This is a genomic window from Streptomyces sp. NPDC104381, assembly GCF_055583745.1.
Map to the genome: position 1 here is coordinate 96,444 of NZ_JBVJNK010000012.1, position 18,448 is coordinate 114,891.

16 protein-coding genes and 3 tRNA genes are annotated in these 18,448 nt (G+C 71.7%); 11 read left to right on the top strand and 8 right to left on the bottom strand.

Going from position 1 to position 18,448, the window contains the following annotated elements; all coding sequences use genetic code 11:
* Positions 1 to 214 precede the first annotated feature (214 nt).
* The 3 genes from ACZ607_RS33210 to ACZ607_RS33220 all read left to right on the top strand — a co-directional run bounded on the left by ACZ607_RS33210 (position 215) and on the right by ACZ607_RS33220 (position 4,643).
* Positions 215 to 1,921 (top strand): M48 family metalloprotease, encoded by a 1,707-nt coding sequence (locus ACZ607_RS33210; protein WP_469741245.1) that lies wholly within the window; start codon positions 215 to 217, stop codon positions 1,919 to 1,921.
* Between the two features lie 216 nt (positions 1,922 to 2,137).
* Complete coding sequence (locus ACZ607_RS33215) at positions 2,138 to 3,601, top strand: N,N-dimethylformamidase beta subunit family domain-containing protein (RefSeq protein ID WP_469741248.1); 1,464 nt, start codon at positions 2,138 to 2,140, stop codon at positions 3,599 to 3,601.
* Positions 3,602 to 3,716: 115 nt separating this feature from the next.
* On the top strand, positions 3,717 to 4,643 hold the full coding sequence (locus tag ACZ607_RS33220) for a phosphoribosylaminoimidazolesuccinocarboxamide synthase (RefSeq protein WP_469741250.1): 927 nt from the start codon (positions 3,717 to 3,719) through the stop codon (positions 4,641 to 4,643).
* A 41-nt stretch (positions 4,644 to 4,684) separates the two neighbouring features.
* Here ACZ607_RS33220 and ACZ607_RS33225 read toward each other — a convergent pair.
* The 6 genes from ACZ607_RS33225 to ACZ607_RS33250 form a co-directional block, all read right to left on the bottom strand.
* Positions 4,685 to 4,760 (bottom strand) — tRNA-Gly (locus tag ACZ607_RS33225).
* A 22-nt stretch (positions 4,761 to 4,782) separates the two neighbouring features.
* Positions 4,783 to 5,460, bottom strand: a complete 678-nt coding sequence (locus ACZ607_RS33230) for a response regulator (protein ID WP_469741252.1) — start codon at positions 5,458 to 5,460, stop codon at positions 4,783 to 4,785.
* Positions 5,457 to 6,731, bottom strand: a complete 1,275-nt coding sequence (locus ACZ607_RS33235; RefSeq protein ID WP_469741254.1) for a sensor histidine kinase — start codon at positions 6,729 to 6,731, stop codon at positions 5,457 to 5,459. The genes ACZ607_RS33230 and ACZ607_RS33235 overlap by 4 nt, the downstream gene beginning before the upstream one ends.
* Before the next feature lie 217 nt (positions 6,732 to 6,948).
* Positions 6,949 to 7,021: transfer RNA gene (locus tag ACZ607_RS33240), tRNA-Gly, on the bottom strand.
* A 79-nt stretch (positions 7,022 to 7,100) separates the two neighbouring features.
* A tRNA-Gly gene (locus tag ACZ607_RS33245) sits at positions 7,101 to 7,172 on the bottom strand.
* A gap of 152 nt (positions 7,173 to 7,324) precedes the next feature.
* The gene (locus tag ACZ607_RS33250) at positions 7,325 to 7,660 is read right to left on the bottom strand and encodes a histone-like nucleoid-structuring protein Lsr2 (RefSeq protein ID WP_406147249.1); all 336 of its coding nucleotides are present in this window, start codon (positions 7,658 to 7,660) and stop codon (positions 7,325 to 7,327) included.
* 384 nt (positions 7,661 to 8,044) lie between these two features.
* On the opposite strand from ACZ607_RS33250, the gene purS reads away from it, so the two are divergent.
* The 7 genes from purS to ACZ607_RS33285 all read left to right on the top strand — a co-directional run bounded on the left by purS (position 8,045) and on the right by ACZ607_RS33285 (position 14,599).
* A complete protein-coding gene (purS, locus tag ACZ607_RS33255) occupies positions 8,045 to 8,296 on the top strand; it encodes a phosphoribosylformylglycinamidine synthase subunit PurS (protein ID WP_099173088.1) in 252 nt (83 codons plus the stop codon).
* Entirely contained in the window at positions 8,293 to 8,973 is a 681-nt protein-coding gene (purQ, locus tag ACZ607_RS33260) for a phosphoribosylformylglycinamidine synthase subunit PurQ (protein ID WP_469741258.1), read from the top strand. Before purS ends, purQ begins: the two co-directional genes overlap by 4 nt.
* Complete coding sequence (gene purL, locus ACZ607_RS33265) at positions 8,970 to 11,219, top strand: phosphoribosylformylglycinamidine synthase subunit PurL (RefSeq protein WP_469741261.1); 2,250 nt, start codon at positions 8,970 to 8,972, stop codon at positions 11,217 to 11,219. Before purQ ends, purL begins: the two co-directional genes overlap by 4 nt.
* 104 nt (positions 11,220 to 11,323) lie before the next feature.
* Entirely contained in the window at positions 11,324 to 11,851 is a 528-nt protein-coding gene (locus tag ACZ607_RS33270) for an ArsR/SmtB family transcription factor (protein WP_469741265.1), read from the top strand.
* A gap of 41 nt (positions 11,852 to 11,892) precedes the next feature.
* Complete coding sequence (locus ACZ607_RS33275) at positions 11,893 to 12,771, top strand: M23 family metallopeptidase (RefSeq protein WP_469741267.1); 879 nt, start codon at positions 11,893 to 11,895, stop codon at positions 12,769 to 12,771.
* 139 nt (positions 12,772 to 12,910) lie between these two features.
* Complete coding sequence (locus ACZ607_RS33280; protein ID WP_469741270.1) at positions 12,911 to 13,711, top strand: maleylpyruvate isomerase family mycothiol-dependent enzyme; 801 nt, start codon at positions 12,911 to 12,913, stop codon at positions 13,709 to 13,711.
* 39 nt (positions 13,712 to 13,750) lie between these two features.
* Positions 13,751 to 14,599, top strand: coding sequence for an META domain-containing protein (locus ACZ607_RS33285; RefSeq protein WP_469741272.1), 849 nt, complete (start codon positions 13,751 to 13,753; stop codon positions 14,597 to 14,599).
* Positions 14,600 to 14,655: 56 nt separating this feature from the next.
* Here the strand turns inward: ACZ607_RS33285 and ACZ607_RS33290 are convergent, their stop codons facing one another.
* Together ACZ607_RS33290 and ACZ607_RS33295 are read right to left on the bottom strand one after the other, a co-directional pair.
* A complete protein-coding gene (locus ACZ607_RS33290; protein ID WP_469741274.1) occupies positions 14,656 to 16,113 on the bottom strand; it encodes a sulfatase family protein in 1,458 nt (485 codons plus the stop codon).
* A 218-nt stretch (positions 16,114 to 16,331) separates the two neighbouring features.
* Positions 16,332 to 16,424 carry a putative leader peptide gene (locus tag ACZ607_RS33295; RefSeq protein WP_351527697.1) on the bottom strand — a complete coding sequence of 31 codons (93 nt, stop codon included), beginning with the start codon at positions 16,422 to 16,424 and terminating at the stop codon, positions 16,332 to 16,334.
* A gap of 492 nt (positions 16,425 to 16,916) precedes the next feature.
* Between ACZ607_RS33295 and purF the strand changes: the two genes are divergently transcribed.
* Positions 16,917 to 18,443 carry an amidophosphoribosyltransferase gene (purF, locus tag ACZ607_RS33300; protein WP_469741278.1) on the top strand — a complete coding sequence of 509 codons (1,527 nt, stop codon included), beginning with the start codon at positions 16,917 to 16,919 and terminating at the stop codon, positions 18,441 to 18,443.
* Positions 18,444 to 18,448 lie beyond the last annotated feature (5 nt).

The following is an 18,448-nucleotide window of genomic DNA, read 5'->3' on the forward strand; positions in this document are numbered from 1 at the left end:
CGGACGCCCGTGCGGCGACCCGTCAGCAGCTTTGCCCAAAGCCATTCCATCGGGTGACGGCTCGGCCATCCGGATGACGCCCGCCGAGGCCCCAACTAGGGTGCGGCGCAAGCGTTCCGGCACTTGGCCCACCGGCATTGCGATGTCAGTGACGGGTGCCACAGTGGGGGAGTGACCAACACCGTCGCGGGGGCAGAGGGGGTGACGTCCAGCCGTGTCCGGTACCGGTTCGGTTGAGGAGCTGGGTGCGCACGCAGCGCGGGCCAGGGCGATGGCCCTGCTGCGCATCCGGAGCAGAGCCACGGCCCTGGCGATCCTGCCCGCGGCCGCGGCCGTCGTGCTGCTCGTCGCGGTCGCCCAGGGCCACATCGGCCCGGGCGTGTGGTCCACGGTCAGCTGGGCGGTGGCGGCCGTCGCCGTCGTGATCCTGCTGCTCGCGGCGGCGGTCGCTCTCGCCGTCGCGCGTGCCAGGCCCGCCGTCAGCCCGACCGTGCCGCTCACCGAGGCCGCGGCCCCCGATCTCTACCGGCTGGTCAGGGACCTCGCCGACCGGCTCGACGTCCCGGCGCCGTCGGCCATAGCGCTGACCCCGGACTGCGACAGCTGGCTGGAGGACCGTACGCACCCCGCCGCCCAGCAGGGCGCCGAGGACCCCGGGGCGGGGGGCCGGCGTGGCCGCCGGACGCCGGAGGCACCGGTGCTGGTGATCGGGTCGCCCTTCCTGTGGTGGATGAGGGTCGCCGAGCTGCGTGCGGTGCTCGCCCCGGTCGTCGCCGGCACCGGACCGTCCGCGAACCCGGACATAGCCGCCGCCCGCCGCTTCGTCCGCGGCCTGGACGCGGCGGTCGCCGATGCCGCCGTGCCCGGCCAGGGGCGCGTCCGCAGGATCCCCGCGGCCTTCGTGGGGTGGATCGCCAAGGTGCTGCTGCGCGGCTGTCGCGGTCACGCCGCCGAGATGGAGCGCTGCGTCGCCGCCGCCGCGTCGGGCCGCGCCCAGGAGGTGGACTACGGGCTGCGGATCGTCGCCCAGGAGCAGGTCGGCCTGGCCTACGCGGGATGGGACCGGCTGCTGACCCGGGTCGCGTTGCCCGCCTGGCGGATGGGGCGCTGGCCCTCGCGGCTCGACGCCGGTGTGGTCTCCGCGCTCACGGAGCTCTCGCGGCGCGACCGGCTGGCCGAGGGCTTCACCTCGCGGCTGGGGGAGCGCCCCGCCTGCGACCTCATCGAGGAGCCCGGCGCCGCCGACGAGGCGGCCTCGCTGCTCGCCGCCCGGCTCTTCCACGGCGGCCCGGCGGAGGCGGGACCCGGCTGGTCGCCGGTCGACTGGCAGCAGTATCCGGAAGAGGTCGTGGACCGTAAGTGGCGTACGGAGGCGGCCCGACTGCACCGGGTGCTCGACGCCATGGGGGTGGCCGGCAGCGTCACCGTGGGGGGCCCGGCCCCGACGGCGCCCGGCGGGGCCCCGGTGCCCACGCTGGCGCGTGTGATCGACCACCTCGCCGCCCCCGGCGCCGACAGCGAGGCCCTCGCGGCCGGGATCGGCGCGGCCGTCGCCCGCGACGAGGAGAAGGCGGCCCCCGGCCCCCGTACCGAAGGCGCCCCGTCGGACGCCGGCACCGACCCCCTCGACCTCTGGGGGCCCGTCCCGCTCCCGCTCTTCCCCCTCCAGCCGCCCCGTACGGGCACGGAGCTGCTCGCCGACCACGTCGTGGCCATGGTCTGCTGCGCCGCCGTGGACACCGCCGGAGCCGCGCCCGGGCTCGACTGGCTCGACGGGCCCGCGCTGCTGGTCGACGGCGGGCGCAGGTCCGACCTCGGCGCGCCGGTGCTCAGCCTGGTCGAGGAGGGGGACGCGGAGCCGCTGCGCTCCTGGCTCACGTCGGTGGGCGTGCGCACCGACAAACCCGTACGCCTGGGCTGAGCGGTGCCCAGGAGCCGGCGGCCGCGCGAGTTGAACGTCCGTCCGTCCAGTTAGGTGGCGAAATGCCCCTAATATCCCCCTGAGGGCCGGGAACCGGCGCCGCCATCGCCCCGAATCGCGACGAACGGTAACGGAGTGCGTGCGTTATGTGATGTGCTGGGGGAGGCGCCTGCACGGGTGCGGCAGACATGTCGGGGGACGAGGGAGGGGCGCGGTATGGGGGCGGAGCAGATCCGGCGATGGGAATCGGGTGCCCTCGCGCATGCCGTGAGCGACCCCTTCGGGCAGGGCCCGCTGCCCTGGCTGCGCGGCAGTGAGAACTACTTCGACGACACCGGCCAGGTCGTCCCCTGGTACGCCGATCCCGAGCTCGGCCGCGGCGGGAGCGGCGGCGGCACGCGTACGGCGGACGACGTGCACCAGCAGATCAAGGGGTTCGTGTCCCCGGGGGCGGCGGCCCCCGGCGAGGCGATCGACTTCCACATCACCGTGGACCCGCCCCAGCAGTTCTCCGTCGACGTCTACCGCATCGGGCATTACGCGGGCGACGGCGCCGCCAAGATCACCACCAGCCCGCGCCTCTCCGGCATCGTCCAGCCGGCCCCGATGGCCGCGGAGCGGACGGTCTCCTGCCACCACTGGTGGCTCTCCTGGCGGCTGCAGATCCCCAGCTACTGGTCGGTCGGCGCGTACGTCGCCGTGCTGACCACCGCCGACGGCCACCGCTCGCACGTCCCCTTCACGGTCCGCGACGACCACCCGGCGGACCTGCTGCTCCTGCTGCCCGACGTCACCTGGCAGGCGTACAACCTCTATCCGGAGGACGGCCGCACCGGCGCGAGCCTCTACCACGCCTGGGACGAGCAGGGCCGGCTGCTGGGCGAGGAGGACGCCGCCGTCACCATCTCCTTCGACCGCCCCTACGCGGGCGCGGGGCTCCCGCTGCACGTCGGCCACGCCTACGACTTCATCCGCTGGGCCGAGCGCTACGGCTACGACCTCGCGTACGCCGACGCCCGCGACCTGCACGCCGGCCGCGTCGACCCCAGCCGCTACCGGGGCCTGGTCTTCCCGGGGCACGACGAGTACTGGTCGGTGCCGATGCGCCGTACCGCCGAGCGGGCGAGGGACATCGGCACCTCGCTCGTCTTCCTCTCGGCCAACACCATGTACTGGCAGGTCGGCCTCGGTCCGTCCCCTTCCGGCGTCCCCGACCGCCTGCTCACCTGCCGCAAGCGCCGGGGCCCGGGGAAGTCCGCGCTGTGGCGAGAGGTCGACCGCCCCGAGCAGCAGCTCCTCGGCATCCAGTACGCGGGCCGGGTCCCCGATCCGCACCCGCTGGTCGTGCGCAACGCGAGCCACTGGCTCTGGGAGGCCACCGGGGCGGCCGAGGGCGACGAGATCGACGGGCTGGTCGCCGGTGAGGCCGACCGCTACTTCCCGCGCACGGCGCTGCCCGAGCACGAGAGCCGCATGCTGCTCGCGCATTCCCCGTACGCGGACGGCGACGGGGCGACCCGGCACCAGGAGACCTCGCTGTACCGCGCCCCGTCGGGCGCGCTCGTCTTCGCCTCGGGCACCTTCGCCTGGTCCCCGGCCCTGGACCGCCCGGGCCATGTCGACGCCCGGATCCAGCGGGCCACGGCCAATCTGCTCGACCGGATCTGCAAGCGGGACTGAGGGACGGGCCGGGCCCGCGAGCACGGCCGTGTCCACGGGGCGACCCCTGGCGGCGTCGATCCTCCGCATGCGGGACAATCGGAACGACTCCTGGATCAACCTACGCGGAGGCAGCGTGTCCGGTTTCGTAGAAAAGCCCGAGCCCGTGCAGGTGCCGGGGCTCACCCACCTGCACACCGGCAAGGTGCGCGACCTGTACCGGAACGAGGCGGGTGACCTCGTGATGGTCGCCAGCGACCGTATCTCCGCGTACGACTGGGTCCTTCCCACCGAGATCCCGGACAAGGGCCGTGTGCTCACCCAGCTCTCGCTGTGGTGGTTCGACCAGCTCGCCGATCTCGTCCCCAACCATGTGCTGTCGGCGGAGCTCCCCGCCGGGGCGCCCGCCGACTGGGCCGGCCGGACCCTGATCTGCCGCTCGCTGCGGATGGTCCAGGTCGAGTGCGTGGCGCGCGGCTATCTGACGGGCTCCGGCCTGACCGAGTACGACGCGACCCGGACGGTCTGCGGGCTCGGTCTGCCCGAGGGCCTCGTCGACGGCTCCGAGCTCCCGGGGCCGATCTTCACCCCCGCCACCAAGGCCGCGGTCGGCGATCACGACGAGAACGTGTCGTACGAGGAGGTCGCCCGCGAGGTCGGCCCCGAGACGGCGGCCCTGCTGCGCCGGACGACGCTGGACGTCTACGGCCGGGCCCGGGACATCGCGCGTGAGCGCGGGATCATCCTCGCCGACACGAAGTTCGAGTTCGGCTTCGCGCCGGCCGAGGACGGCGGCGAGGAGCTGATCCTCGCGGACGAGGTGCTGACGCCCGACTCCTCGCGGTTCTGGCCGGCCGAGAGCTGGGAGCCCGGCAAGGCACAGCCGTCGTACGACAAGCAGTACGTGCGCGACTGGCTGACCTCGGCGGCCTCCGGCTGGGACCGGCACGGCGAGCAGCCGCCCCCGCCGCTGCCGCAGGAGATCGTCGACGCGACCCGGGCCAAGTACCTCGACGCGTACGAGCTTCTGACCGGCCTGAGCTGGCCGCCTCAGGAGATGTGACAGCAGAAGGCCCCGGTCACGATGACCGGGGCCTTCCTGTGTGGAGCGGACGACCAGGTTCGAACTGGCGACCTCAACCTTGGCAAGGTTGCGCTCTACCAACTGAGCTACGTCCGCGAGCGCCGAAGCGCGATGCTCACTATACCCAACCTCGCTGCCGTGCGAGACGCACTGCCGCATGACGGTTCTCCGCCCCGAGCTTGGAGACGGCCGCCGACAGATAGTTGCGCACGGTGCCCTGTGACAGCGATGCCCGCTCCGCGATCTCCGCGACCGGCGCCCCGTCCGCGGCCAGTTCCAGCACCTCCGCCTCCCGCGCGGTCAGGGGGGAGTCCCCGGCGGAGATCGCGTCGGCCGCCAACTCCGGGTCCACGTAACGGTTTCCCGCGTGGACGGTACGGATGATCTCGGCCAGCCGCCGGGCGCTGACCGTCTTGGGGACGAAGGCGCGGACGCCCGCCTCCAGCGCCCTTTTCAGGTTCCCCGGACGGCCGTGGCTCGTCACGATCATGGTCCGGCACTCCGGCAGCGCGGCCCGCAGCGATGTGGCGACCTTCACACCGTCGGCGCCCGGCATCTCCAGGTCCAGGACGGCGACATCGGGCCGGTGGGCCAGGGCCATGGCGAGCGCCTCAGGGCCGGTCGCCGCCTCCGCGACCAGGACGATGTCGTCCTCCAGCGCGAGCAGCGCGGCCAGCGCGCCCCGGATCAGGTGCTCGTCGTCGGCGAGCAGGACCCGGACCGGGTGCGGCGCCACAGGCGCCACAGGCGCCTCAGGTGCGTCAGGCGCGTCCGGTGCGTCCGGTGCGGGTGTCATCTCTTCTCCAGCGGGGAGGGTGCGGACTTCCGGGAGGTGGTCTCCGGTCCAGGTTCCGTCGTCCCGGGGGAGGTGGCCGGGCCGGGTGCCGTATCCGGTGGTGAGGGCAGTGGCACGGCCGCGGTCAGCGTGAACCGTCCGCCGTCCGCGGGCCCCGCCTCCAGTGAACCGCCGACCGCGGCCAGCCGTTCCCGGAGCCCGTGGAGCCCCGAACCGCCGCCGGGGGCAACGGCCTTGTCCGGCGCCACCCCGTCGTTCTCCACGACCAGCCGGACCCCGTCGGGCGCGGTCTCCAGGCGGATGTCGCACCGCTGCGGGTCACCGTGCCGCAGCACGTTGGTGGCCGCCTCGCGCACCGCCCAGGCGAGCGCCGACTGCACCGGGGCGGGGAGCGGCCCGCCGTCGCCGTGGACGGCGCACTCGATGCCTGCCGCCCGCAGGACTCCCTGGGCGCCCAGCAGTTCCGTACGGAGGTCGGCCTCCCGGTAGCCCCGTACGACGTCCCGGACCTCCTGCTGGGAGGCGCGCGCGATGCGCTGGACCTCGACCATCTGGTCCGTGGCCGAGGGTTTACCGCGCTGGGCCAGCTCGACCGCGAGCTCGCTCTTCAGCGCGATCACCGCGAGGTTCCGGCCCAGCACGTCATGCATGTCCCGCCCGAACCTCAGCCGCTCCTCGGCGACCGCCAGCCGCGTCTCCACGTCCTGGGCGTCGCGGAGCTTCTGGATGATCCGGAGCGTCCAGGCGGAGAGCCGTACGGTGCTGGAGACCAGCAGACCGCCCAGACCCGTCCCGGCCAGGGTGGTGAGGGCGAACGTCCAGGTGCCCCCGGCGAGCAGGGTGCCGCCGCTCAGGCCGGCGGCGACCGCCACGACGCACATACTGGACGCCCACACCGGTACGGCCAGGACGAACGGCGCCAGGAACGGCCACGCCACCGCGCCCAGGGCCAGTCGCAGCTCGGGGAACGTCCCGGTGCCCGTGTACCCGCCGAGGACCAGCAGGCCCGTCGCGTTCGCGAGGAGGAGGGCAGCCGCGAGAGCGGTCGGCCACCGTGGGACGGCCGTGCGGGCCAGGTAGCCGTCGAGTGCCCGGCCGACCAGCCGGGTCGCGCAGACGCCCTGGGCGAGCGCGGCGAGGACCGTGCCGACGATCAGGGCGGCGGGCGCGCCCGAGTGCCGCACGGGGCGGGTCATCGGGAGGAGCGTGACGCAGAGGACCATGCCCCAGATCAGGAAGTGCAGCGCCCCTCGCGTGTAGAGATCGATCATGGCGAATGCCTCGCGCCCCTGCCACCTGCGCATCTGTGACCGGACCCACACGGTTGTCTCCCCCTGGTGACTCGAAGCCGCACTGACTCAAGGCTTCCTCCGGAACGCGATCACGGGCAGTGCGCCCTGTCATCACTGCCGCATGACAAACGTCATGCGGCGATATCCGGAAACGCCAAAGGCCCCGGTCGAAATCGACCGGGGCCTTTGAATCAAGAGCGGACGACCAGGTTCGAACTGGCGACCTCAACCTTGGCAAGGTTGCGCTCTACCAACTGAGCTACGTCCGCATTGCTGCCACTCGGCTTTCACCGGTGGAGCGCTCACCACTCTACCTGATCCACTGAGTGATCCGGTAAGGCGATGCAGAGCGGGTGACAGGAATTGCACACTGCGCCTTCCCCCTGGAAGGGGGATGTTCTACTACTGAACTACACCCGCACGCTGCGTCGGACCCGGCTTTTCGGCCTTGCCCTTCGGCGTGCTCCAGACTCTAGCCGACCTGCAGGGGTGTTGTGCAAGTCGGCTCCCCGCGATGTCGCTCGGGCGGTCGGAGGACGCCGAACCGGAAGGGAACATTCCGGGCGCCGGCCTCAACTGGCCGCGTTGAACGCCTCGTAGACCTTCTTGGGGATCCGGCCGCGGGCCGGCACCTCCATCCGGTGCGAGCGGGCCCAGGCGCGCACGGCCGCGGGGTCGGGGGCGAGTGACGTGTGGTGGTACGCCACGGGGGCCTTGCCGCGCTTGCCGGTATTTGTCTGCTTTCGGCCTGCCGCCACGTACGGGGCCAGCGACTTACGCAGTTTCTTTGCATTGGCGGGATTGAGGTCGATCTCGTACGACTTCCCGTCCAGGGCGAAGGTGACCGTTTCCGCCGCTTCTCCCCCGTCGATGTCGTCCGAGAGCGTAACCACGACGCGCTGAGCCACGGATATCGGTCCTTTCCTGCGGCATCGTCGCGCCTGACATGCGCTGATGCCGGCCTTCCGGCGGCTGGGCGGATACGGATCGACGGCTGTCGACTGTTCCGGGTCAATCGTGCTTTCCCCGGTATTCATTTGTACAGCGGTGGGAGGCGCATTGTGAAGCCCGGCCAATTACATCCGCGTGTTGCCTCGGTGTACCCACGTGCAATCCGGGTGAAGATTTTTTCCAGGATTTTCCCCGGCGGTTGTCGCCTCCGATATCTCGCCGTGATCCGGTCCGCATCATATCTACCCGCGTAGAATTTCTGGCCAGGTACGCTGAGTGGACCCGCGGGGATCTGGGGAACCCCTCGGAGACACAGCCGCACCACACCACCGGGAGTGCCAGTGGCACGCGTCGTAGTCGACGTCATGCTCAAGCCGGAGATCCTCGACCCGCAGGGACAGGCTGTGCAGCGCGCACTGCCCCGTCTCGGCTTCGACGGAATCGCGGACGTTCGTCAGGGAAAGCGTTTCGAGCTCGAGGTCGAGGGGCCGGTCGACGATGCCGCCCTCGCCCGTATTAACGAGATCGCCGAGACCTTCCTCGCCAACACCGTCATCGAGGACTTCACCGTCAAGGTGGAGGAGGAGAAGTGACCACCCGTATCGGAGTCGTCACTTTTCCCGGCACGCTCGACGACCAGGACAGCCTGCGGGCCGTGCGGATCGCGGGCGCGGAGCCCGTATCCCTCTGGCACCGCGACAAGGACCTCCACCAGGTCGACGCGGTCATCCTGGCGGGCGGATTCAGTTACGGCGACTATCTGCGCGCCGGCGCCATCTCGCGTTTCTCGCCGGTGATGGAGACCGTCATCGAGCAGGCGAAGGCCGGTCTGCCGGTCCTCGGCATCTGCAACGGCTTCCAGATCCTGACCGAGGCACACCTGCTGCCCGGCGCGATGCTGCGCAACAACCACCTCCACTTCATCTGCCGCGACCAGAAGCTGCGGGTGGAGAACGCGGAGACCGCCTGGACCTCGGACTACTCGGCGGGCCAGGAGATCTCCGTACCGCTGAAGAACGTGGACGGCCGGTACACCGCCGACGAGCGTACGCTCGACGAGCTGGAGGCCGAGGGCCGCGTCGCGTTCCGTTACGCCGACGTCAACCCGAACGGCTCGCTGCGCGACATCGCCGGCATCACCAACGCCGCGGGCAACATCGTCGGTCTGATGCCGCACCCGGAGCACGCCGTCGAGCCGCTGATCGGCACCGGTCGCACCGACGGCCTGGGTTTCTTCACCTCGATCATCAAGAAGCTGGTCACCGCATGAGCCTCGACACGGTCAAGCACGCGGCCGAAACCCCGGACGCCGGACAGCCCTGGAAGGAACTCGGCCTCAAGGAGGACGAGTACGCCCGGATCCGCGAGATCCTGGGCCGCCGTCCCACCGGCGCCGAGCTCGCCATGTACTCCGTGATGTGGTCCGAGCACTGCTCGTACAAGAGCAGCAAGGTCCACCTCAAGCAGTTCGGCGAGAAGGTCCCGGAGAACGACGCCATGCTCGTCGGCATCGGCGAGAACGCCGGTGTGGTCGACGTCGGTCAGGGTTACGCGGTCACCTTCAAGGTCGAGTCGCACAACCACCCCTCGTACATCGAGCCCTACCAGGGCGCGGCCACCGGCGTCGGCGGCATCGTCCGCGACATCCTGGCCATGGGTGCCCGCCCGATCGCGGTCGTCGACCCGCTGCGCTTCGGTGCGGCCGACCACCCCGACACCCGTCGCGTCCTGCCGGGCATCGTCGCGGGCATCGGCGGCTACGGGAACTGCCTGGGCCTGCCGAACATCGGCGGCGAGGTCGTCTTCGACGCCTGCTACCAGGGCAACCCGCTCGTCAACGCCGGCTGCATCGGCGTGATGAAGCACGAGGACATCCACCTCGCCCAGGCCTCCGGCCCCGGCAACAAGGTGATCCTCTACGGCGCCCGCACCGGCGGCGACGGCATCGGCGGCGTCTCCGTGCTGGCCTCGGAGACCTTCGACGACACCAAGCCCGCCAAGCGGCCCGCCGTCCAGGTCGGCGACCCGTTCCAGGAGAAGCTCCTCATCGAGTGCACCCTGGAGATCTTCAAGGAGAAGCTCGTCGCGGGCATCCAGGACCTCGGCGGCGCCGGGCTCTCCTGCGCCACGAGCGAGCTGGCCTCCGCGGGCTCCGGCGGGATGCGCGTCGAGCTGGACACCGTGCCGCTGCGCGACTCCTCCCTCTCGCCCGAGGAAATCCTCATGAGCGAGTCGCAGGAGCGCATGTGCGCGATCGTCGAGCCGCAGCACGTGGACCGCTTCATGGAGATCTGCGAGAAGTGGGACGTCATCGCCACCGTCATCGGTGAGGTGACCGAGGGCTCGCAGCTGGAGATCTTCTGGCACGGCGAGCAGATCGTGGACGTACCGCCGCGGTCCGTCGCGCACGAGGGCCCGACGTACCACCGGCCGTTCGCCCGTCCGTCCTGGCAGGACGCGCTCCAGGCCGACGACGCCGGCAAGCTGGCCCGCCCGGCGAACGGCGCGGAGCTGCGTGAGCAGGTCCTCAAGCTGGTCGGCTCCCCGAACCAGGCCTCCAAGTCCTGGATCACCGACCAGTACGACCGCTTCGTGCAGGGCAACACCGTGCTGGCGATGCCCGAGGACGCCGGCATGGTCCGGATCGACGAGGAGTCGAACCTGGGCGTGGCCATGGCGACCGACGGCAACGGCCGGTACGCCAAGCTCGACCCGTACACCGGCGCGCAGCTGGCGCTCGCGGAGTCCTACCGCAACGTCGCCGCCTCCGGTGCCAAGCCGCTCGCCATCTCGGACTGCCTGAACTTCGGTTCGCCCGAGGACCCGGACGTCATGTGGCAGTTCGCCGAGGCCACCCGCGGTCTCGCGGACGGCTGCCTGGCGCTGGGCACCCCGGTCACCGGCGGCAACGTGTCGCTGTACAACCAGACCGGTGAGACGGCGATCCACCCGACGCCGGTCGTGGCCGTCCTCGGTGTGATCGACGATGTCACCCGGCGCACGCCGGTCGCCTTCGCCGAGGAGGGCCAGCTGCTGTACCTCCTGGGCGACACCCGCGAGGAGTTCGGCGGCTCGGCCTGGTCCGAGGTCATCCACCAGCACCTCGGCGGGATGCCGCCCGAGGTCGACCTGGGCCGCGAGAAGCTGCTCGGCGAGGTCCTCGTCTCGGCCTCGCGCGACGGCATGATCGACGCGGCGCACGACCTGTCCGACGGCGGTCTGATCCAGGCGGTCACCGAGTCCTGCCTGCGCGGCGGGAAGGGTGCCCGGCTGGTCGTCCCGGAGGGCCTGGACGCGTTCACCTTCCTGTTCTCGGAGTCGGCGGGCCGCGCGGTGGTCTCGATTCCGCGCAGCGAGGAGCTCCGCTTCAACGACATGTGCGGGGCGCGGGGTCTGCCCGTCACCCGGATCGGTGTCGTGGACGGCGAAGAGATCGAGATCCAGGGCGAGTTCAGCATTCCGCTGAGCGAGCTGCGCACGGCGCACGAGGGGACCCTGGAGGGTCTGTTCGCTTAGGTTCTGCCTGTACCGAAGCCCCCGTCCGGGTCGACCGGACGGGGGCTCCGTCGTTCCCGCACGACCTGTTGATTGATATTACGTAATTACGTAAGGTGGATGTCATGGAGCTCGAGGAGCGCGTCGCCGAACTGGAGCGGCGCCTCGCCGTGCTGGAGTCGGCCGCCGAGAGCGCGACGCCGGAGCTGGGCGTCGGGGACTTCTGGGCGCTGGACGGGCTGAAGGAACAGCTCGGCCAGGTCGGGGAGCCCGCCGCCGACGGCGGGGTGCTGTTCACGGGCGCGGTGACGCTGCCGGCCGGTGAGCGGTACGAGTGGCAGTACGGCGCACTCACCGTGGGGCTCCTGGGGAGCACGGAGGAGGACCGCCCCGACTGGGCGGAGGCCGCCGAACCCCTGGCGGCGCTCGGCCACCCGGTGCGGCTGCGGCTGCTCCGCGAGATCCTCGCCGGCCGGCGTACGGCGGCGGAGCTGGCCGAGCTGGACGAGACGGGCACGACCGGCCAGATCTACCACCATCTGCGCCTGCTGACCGGCGCGGGCTGGCTGCACACGACGGGACGCGGGCGGTACGAGGTGCCCGGAGCCCGGGTGGTGCCGCTCCTGGTGGTGCTCACGGCCGCCCGGCCCTGAGAGACACGACGAGAGAGCCCACGACAGCAGGGGGAGTTCACATGTCCGTACGCAGGTTGCCCGCGTTGCTCACCCGGGTGTTCGTCCTGGTCTTCTTCGCGCTCGTCGTCACCGGGCTCCTCGTCGAGTACCCCTTCCCGTCGTGGCTGGTCTTCCTCCCGCTGGTGCTCGCCTGGGTGGCGGGCATCGCGGGAGGCCGGCTCGCGAGCCGGGACGTCAGGGCCGCGCGGCGGGACGCCGTCGAGGTGCTGCCGCCGGTGACGGGGCGGTGGTCCGCGATCAACAGCCCGGCCGACCGGGTCCCGAGCCATGGCGTCCATACCTACGGACAGACGTATGCCATCGACATCGTGGCGGAAGGGCCGGAAGGGCCGGAAGGGATCGCGGGGGCCGCGGGGGCCGAAGGGACTGAAGGGGCGGCCGAGCGCCCCGCCTTCGCCTGGCTGTGGCCCCTGAGCCGACGCCCCGAGGCCTTCCCCGCCTTCGGTGCGCCCCTGGTCGCGGTCGCGGACGCGAAGGTCGTCACGGCCGACGACACCCAGCGCGACCACCTGAGCAGGAACTCCCTGCTGGGGCTCGCCTACCTTCTCCTCGCCGAGGGCGAGTTGCGTGGGCTGGCGGGTGCCCACCGGGTCTTCGGCAACCGCGTCGTGCTCGACCTCGGCGACGGTACGTACGCGGCGTACGCCCACATCCGGCGCGGCTCCCTCCAGGTGCGCGCCGGCGAAACGGTCCGGGCGGGGCAGCTGATCGGCCGCTGCGGGAACTCGGGGAACTCCACCGAGCCGCATGTGCACTTCCAGCTGATGGACCACCCGGACCTCGACCGGGCCCGCGGGATCCCGTTCCGCTGGCGGGGCCTCGGCGTACCGGCCAACGGCGAGACGTTCACGGCCGAGGGGTCTGTGCGTCCCGGCTGAGCGGGCCACGGGTCCCGGCTGAAGCGTCCGACCGGGCGCGGCGGGTCCTGGCCGGGGCAGGGCGCGGCCGGTCGCGGCCAGGGCAGCCGTCGTCCCGGCCGCCGGGGGACTGTCGGACCCGCCGGTTAGTCTCGGCTCCATGCCACCGGCCAAGAAGCGCCCCCGTGCCTACGACGTCTCCCGGACCAGGACCGCGGTCCTGGCGCAGTTCGCCCACGTGCACTCCGCCGTCCGCGCGTTGACGCCCGAGCAGCTCGCCCTGCCCGGGCCGGGGGAGTGGAGCGTGCGGGATCTCGCGGCGCATCTGACGATGGCCCTGGAGCGCGCCGCCCGGGCCATGGAGCTCCCGGCGCCGCCCGGCGGACCGAAGCCGGAGATCTCCCTGCTGGAGTGGCCGTTCTCCACCGCGGGGAACGCCCGGGGGATCGCCGACCACACCCGGGAGCTGGCAGCGGCCAGACCCGACCTCGACGCGCTGTACGAGGAGACGGCCGCCCGGTTCACCGAGCTGGTGCCCGCCGACGCCGCCGACCGGCTGGTGGCGACCCGGGCGGGCACGATGCGGCTGGGCGACTTCCTGGTGACCCGCACCGTCGAACTGGTCGCCCACACCGACGATCTGAACCGGGCGGCCGGTCTCGACATCCCGTACGACCGGCAGGCGCTCGCCGCCTGCACCCGGCTGCTCGCCGACGCGCTCGCGGACCGGGCGCCCGGCGGCTCGGTCGAGGTGCGCGTCCCGCCCTTCGCGGTCGTCCAGTGCATCGGCGGTCCCAAGCACACCCGGGGCACGCCGCCCAACGTCGTGGAGACGGACCCGCTCACCTGGATCCGGCTGGCCACCGGACGGACGAGCTGGGCGGATGCGCTCGAAGCGGCGCAGGTCAGCGCCAGTGGGGAACGGGCTGATCTGGCCCCGCTGCTGCCCCTGATGGGCTGAGGGTGGAACCGGATCGGGCTCCCGGTCCGTCCCAACGCCATGCGTACACAACGTAGGACGACAGTCAGCGCCCTCGCCGTCGTGGCGACCTTCGCCCTCGCCTCCTGCGGTACGGAGACGAGTTCCGGGGGCTCCGGTGACTCCGGGGACGGCAGCGGCACCGTACGGACCGGAGCATCGGTGACCGGTGTCCACTGGAACGTGTCCTCCCTGACCGTCGACGGGAAGAAGACCGCCGCACCGGCCGGCGCCCACGTCGAGATCGGCCCCGAGGGGAAGGCCACCGGCAATCTCGGCTGCAACCACTTCACCGCCGAGGCCCGCGTCGAGGGCGACACGGTCACCGTCGGGCGGGGCACGACCACCGAGATGGGGTGCGAGGAGGATGTCCAGCAGTTCGAGAAGGAGATGGGCCGCGCCTTCAGCGGCGAGCTCAAGGCCGCGGTGGCGGGCAGCGGCGACGACAGGAAGACACTGACCCTGACCTCGGCGAGCGGCGACTCCATCGCCCTCACCTCCGAACCCCCGGCCCCGCTCACCGGCACCACCTGGACGGTCACCGGGCTCGTGTCCGGCGATGTCGCCGCCTCCCTGCCCGCCGGTACGGAGAAGAAGGCACGTCTCACCTTCGGCAAGGACGGCTCGGTGGAGGGGAACCTCGGCTGCAACTCCTTCCACGGCAAGGCGACGGCCTCCGGCTCCACGCTCACCTTCGGTCCGCTCGCCTCCACCAGGAAGATGTGCGCGGGCCCCGAGATGGAGCTGGAGCGCGCGCTGCTCGCCGTACTGGACGGGAGCACGACGTACGGGATCGATCACCGCTCGCTGTCGATCGAGGCGAAGAGCGGCAAGGGCCTGAACGCGACCGCCCCGGCGGCCAAGGACTGACCGGCCGGGGCGGCCCGTGGGGAGCCGGGCGGCCCGTGGGGATTCCGGATGATGCCTCAGGAGGCGTTCGGATACGGGAGCAGACCGGCGTCCGTCTTCTCCCACGACGCCCGCAGCGCCGCCAGCCGCTCCGGCTCGGCCGCCGCGCGGTCGGCCTGTTCGCGCTGGTCGTCGGCCAGGTTGAACAGCTGGTCGGTACCGCTCGCGCCCCGGTAGTACTTCCAGTCGCCGCGCCGCAGCGCCCGCTCCCCGCGCACCCGCCAGAACAGGTCGCGCTCCTTCGGCACCTCGTCGCGCAGCAGATAGCCCGCGAGGCTGACGCCGTCCAGCGGGTGGGCGGGGTCCGGCCGCGCCCCGCCGAGCTCCAGCAGGGTCGCCGTCCAGTCGGGCGAGAACACCGGGAGATCGCTGACCTGGTGGGCGTCGATCCGGGCGGGCCAGCGCAGCACCGAGGGCACGCGGATGCCGCCCTCCTGGAGCGAGCTCTTGTTGCCGGACAGCGGCCAGTTGTAGGAGAAGCGCTCGCCGCCGTTGTCGCTGGCGAAGAAGACCAGGGTGTCCTTCTCCTGGCCCGACCGCTTCAGCGCCTTCAGGACCTCGCCGACCGAGCGGTCCAGGTCCTCGACCATCTGCGTGTACTTCTCGACCGAGCCGCCGTCGGCGTTCCAGAGGGCGCTGCGGTCGCCGGCCTTGATCCGGCGCACGATCTCGGCGGAGGCTTCGGTGTCGCCGTCGGCGATCCACGGCCAGTGCGGGGTGGTGAAGTTCAGATTGAGCAGCCACGGCTTGTCGTGGTCCCGCTGGACGTACTCGCTCGCGCGCTCGGTCAGGACCCGGGTGTAGTAGCGCAGGTCCTTGTACTCGGCGTCGCCCTCGTACAGGTCGTACTCGCCGGCCAGACCCAGCTTCGAGTAGTACTCCAGGGCGCCGCCGAAGTTGCCGAAGAACTCGTCCCAGCCCGACCTGGTCGGGCTGTAGTCCGGCAGATAGCCGCAGTGCCACTTGCCGATCAGCGCGGTCGAGTAGCCCGCTCCGCGCAGCAGGGACGCCAGCGTCGGGTGGGTGGGCTCCAGCCCGACGGACCGGTCGGCGATGGGTTCGGCGAGCCCGCCCTTCGTACGCCCCGGGTAGCGGCCCGTGTAGAGGCTGAACCGGGTGGGGGAGCAGGTCGCGGACCCGGAGTAGGCGTCCGTGAAGCGCACGCCCTCCCGCCCGAGCCGGTCCAGGTGGGGGGTCCTGATGTGCGGGGCGCCGTACGAGGAGAGGTCCGCCCAGCCGAGGTCGTCGCCGAGGATGAACAGGATGTTGGGGCGCCGTGCGTGTGTGCCGCGGGCGGCGCGGAAGGGGCGTTCCCGCGCGTCCTCGGAGGCCGTCCCCGCGGCGGCGGTCGCGGGGACGGCGGTCTGTATCCCGACGGCGGCGGCGGTCGCGCCCACGGCGGTGGTGAAGGCGCGTCGGCTCAGCGGCGAGCCGGCCCGTTCATTCGAACTTGTATGCGTATGGCGAGAGGTCATGGGGTCTCCAGGGCGGGCCTCGGGCGCCGGTGGGGACGGCGGGGCGCGAGGGGGCGGGCGCGATGAACCCCGCCGAAAGGGTGCGTGGCCGGACGCATCCGGACAGGGCGGGGCAGTGAAGGAGAAGAGCGGAGAAGCGTGCGCGAGGGCCGGAGTCCGGGCGGAAGCTCCGTCTCCGGGGCGGGTGCCCCACGAGAGGGGCCCGGGGCGCGGCAGGCTCAGGCGCAGCGACAGATGGCGCTCGCGACGCGTCCCAGATCGACGTGGCGGCGCTCCACGAGCGTGACCGAGTGATCACCGAGGGGCTGCATGGGGAGGGAGCCTGCCAACGAGCCATGAGCCTGTCAACGGCGGTCTCGCACTGCGGACGGTCGTCCCATATGTCCCGGGGTGTGCGGGGGGCCGGGTGGTCCGGACCCGCCGGTGCCGGACGAGCGCGGGCCGTCGTGGGGCGACCATCGGCCCGCAGAGCGAGACCGCGCGGTGTGAGGCTCGCCACGAAACGGGCGTTCGGCCAGGGCTTGCCCGGCCGGGCCCCGCGACTCACCGAACGCCACGACAGGGGTGGCCGGGGCGCGGAACGGCCGGACCGGCCGACCGCCCGGTAACCGCCCTCCATCCCGGGCGTCAGCCGCTCCCCGGGCCCTCGGGGGACGGATCCCGGGCAGGGTCGCGATCACCCGGAGTGACCGTCCGGCTCCGGCTCCGGCTCCCGTGCGAGGCCGTTCACGGCCCTGCCCGCAGCCGGGGTGGGGCGGTCACCCAATTCGGACCGGTGGTCGATCTCCCCTACACTCGGTGGCGTGCCTCGTGGTGATGGACGACTCAACCACGACCTGCTCCCCGGAGAGAAAGGCCCCCAGGACGCTTGCGGCGTCTTCGGTGTCTGGGCTCCGGGCGAAGAGGTCGCCAAGCTCACCTATTTCGGACTGTATGCCCTGCAGCACCGTGGACAGGAGTCCGCGGGCATCGCAGTGAGCAACGGGTCCCAGATCCTGGTCTTCAAGGACATGGGACTGGTCTCGCAGGTCTTCGACGAAACGTCTCTGGGATCGCTCCAGGGCCATATCGCGGTCGGTCATGCCCGCTACTCCACCACCGGTGCCTCGGTGTGGGAGAACGCGCAGCCGACGTTCCGTGCCACCGCGCACGGCTCGATCGCCCTGGGTCACAACGGCAACCTGGTGAACACCGCCCAGCTCGCGGAGATGGTCGCCGACCTCCCGCGCAAGGACGGCCGTGCCACCCAGGTCGCCGCGACCAACGACACCGACCTGGTGACCGCGCTGCTCGCCGGCCAGAGAGACGACGACGACAAGCCGCTCACCATCGAGGAGGCCGCCGCAAAGGTGCTCCCCGAGGTCAAGGGCGCCTTCTCGCTGGTCTTCATGGACGAGCACACCCTCTACGCCGCCCGTGACCCGCAGGGCATCCGCCCCCTGGTCCTCGGCCGGCTGGAGCGTGGCTGGGTGGTGGCCTCCGAGTCCGCCGCCCTCGACATCTGCGGTGCCAGCTTCGTCCGCGAGATCGAGCCGGGCGAGCTCGTCGCCATCGACGAGAACGGTCTGCGCACCTCTCGCTTCGCAGAAGCGAAGCCCAAGGGCTGTGTCTTCGAGTACGTCTACCTGGCGCGTCCCGACACCGACATCGCCGGGCGGAACGTCTACCTCTCCCGTGTGGAGATGGGCCGGAAGCTGGCGGCCGAGGCCCCCGTCGAGGCGGATCTGGTCATAGCGACGCCGGAATCGGGGACGCCCGCGGCCATCGGCTACGCCGAGGCGAGCGGAATTCCGTTCGGTGCCGGACTGGTCAAGAACGCCTACGTCGGCCGGACCTTCATCCAGCCTTCACAGACCATCCGCCAGCTGGGCATCCGGCTGAAGCTCAACCCCCTCAAGGAAGTCATCAAGGGCAAGCGCCTCGTGGTCGTCGACGACTCGATCGTCCGCGGCAACACCCAGCGCGCCCTGGTGAGGATGCTCCGCGAGGCGGGCGCGGCCGAGATCCACATCCGGATCTCCTCCCCGCCCGTGAAGTGGCCCTGCTTCTTCGGCATCGACTTCGCGACGCGCGCCGAGCTCATCGCCAACGGCATGTCCGTCGACGAGATCGGCACCTCCATGGGCGCCGACTCCCTGGCGTACATCTCGCTCGACGCGATGGTCGAGGCGACGACGATCGCCAAGCCGAATCTCTGCCGCGCCTGCTTCGACGGCGAATACCCGATGGAACTCCCGGACCCGGAGCTGCTCGGCAAGCAGCTGCTGGAGACCGAGCTGGCGGCCGGCCCCGCCGCGACCGCGGCGGCCGACGCACTGCGTCGTCCGTGATCCGG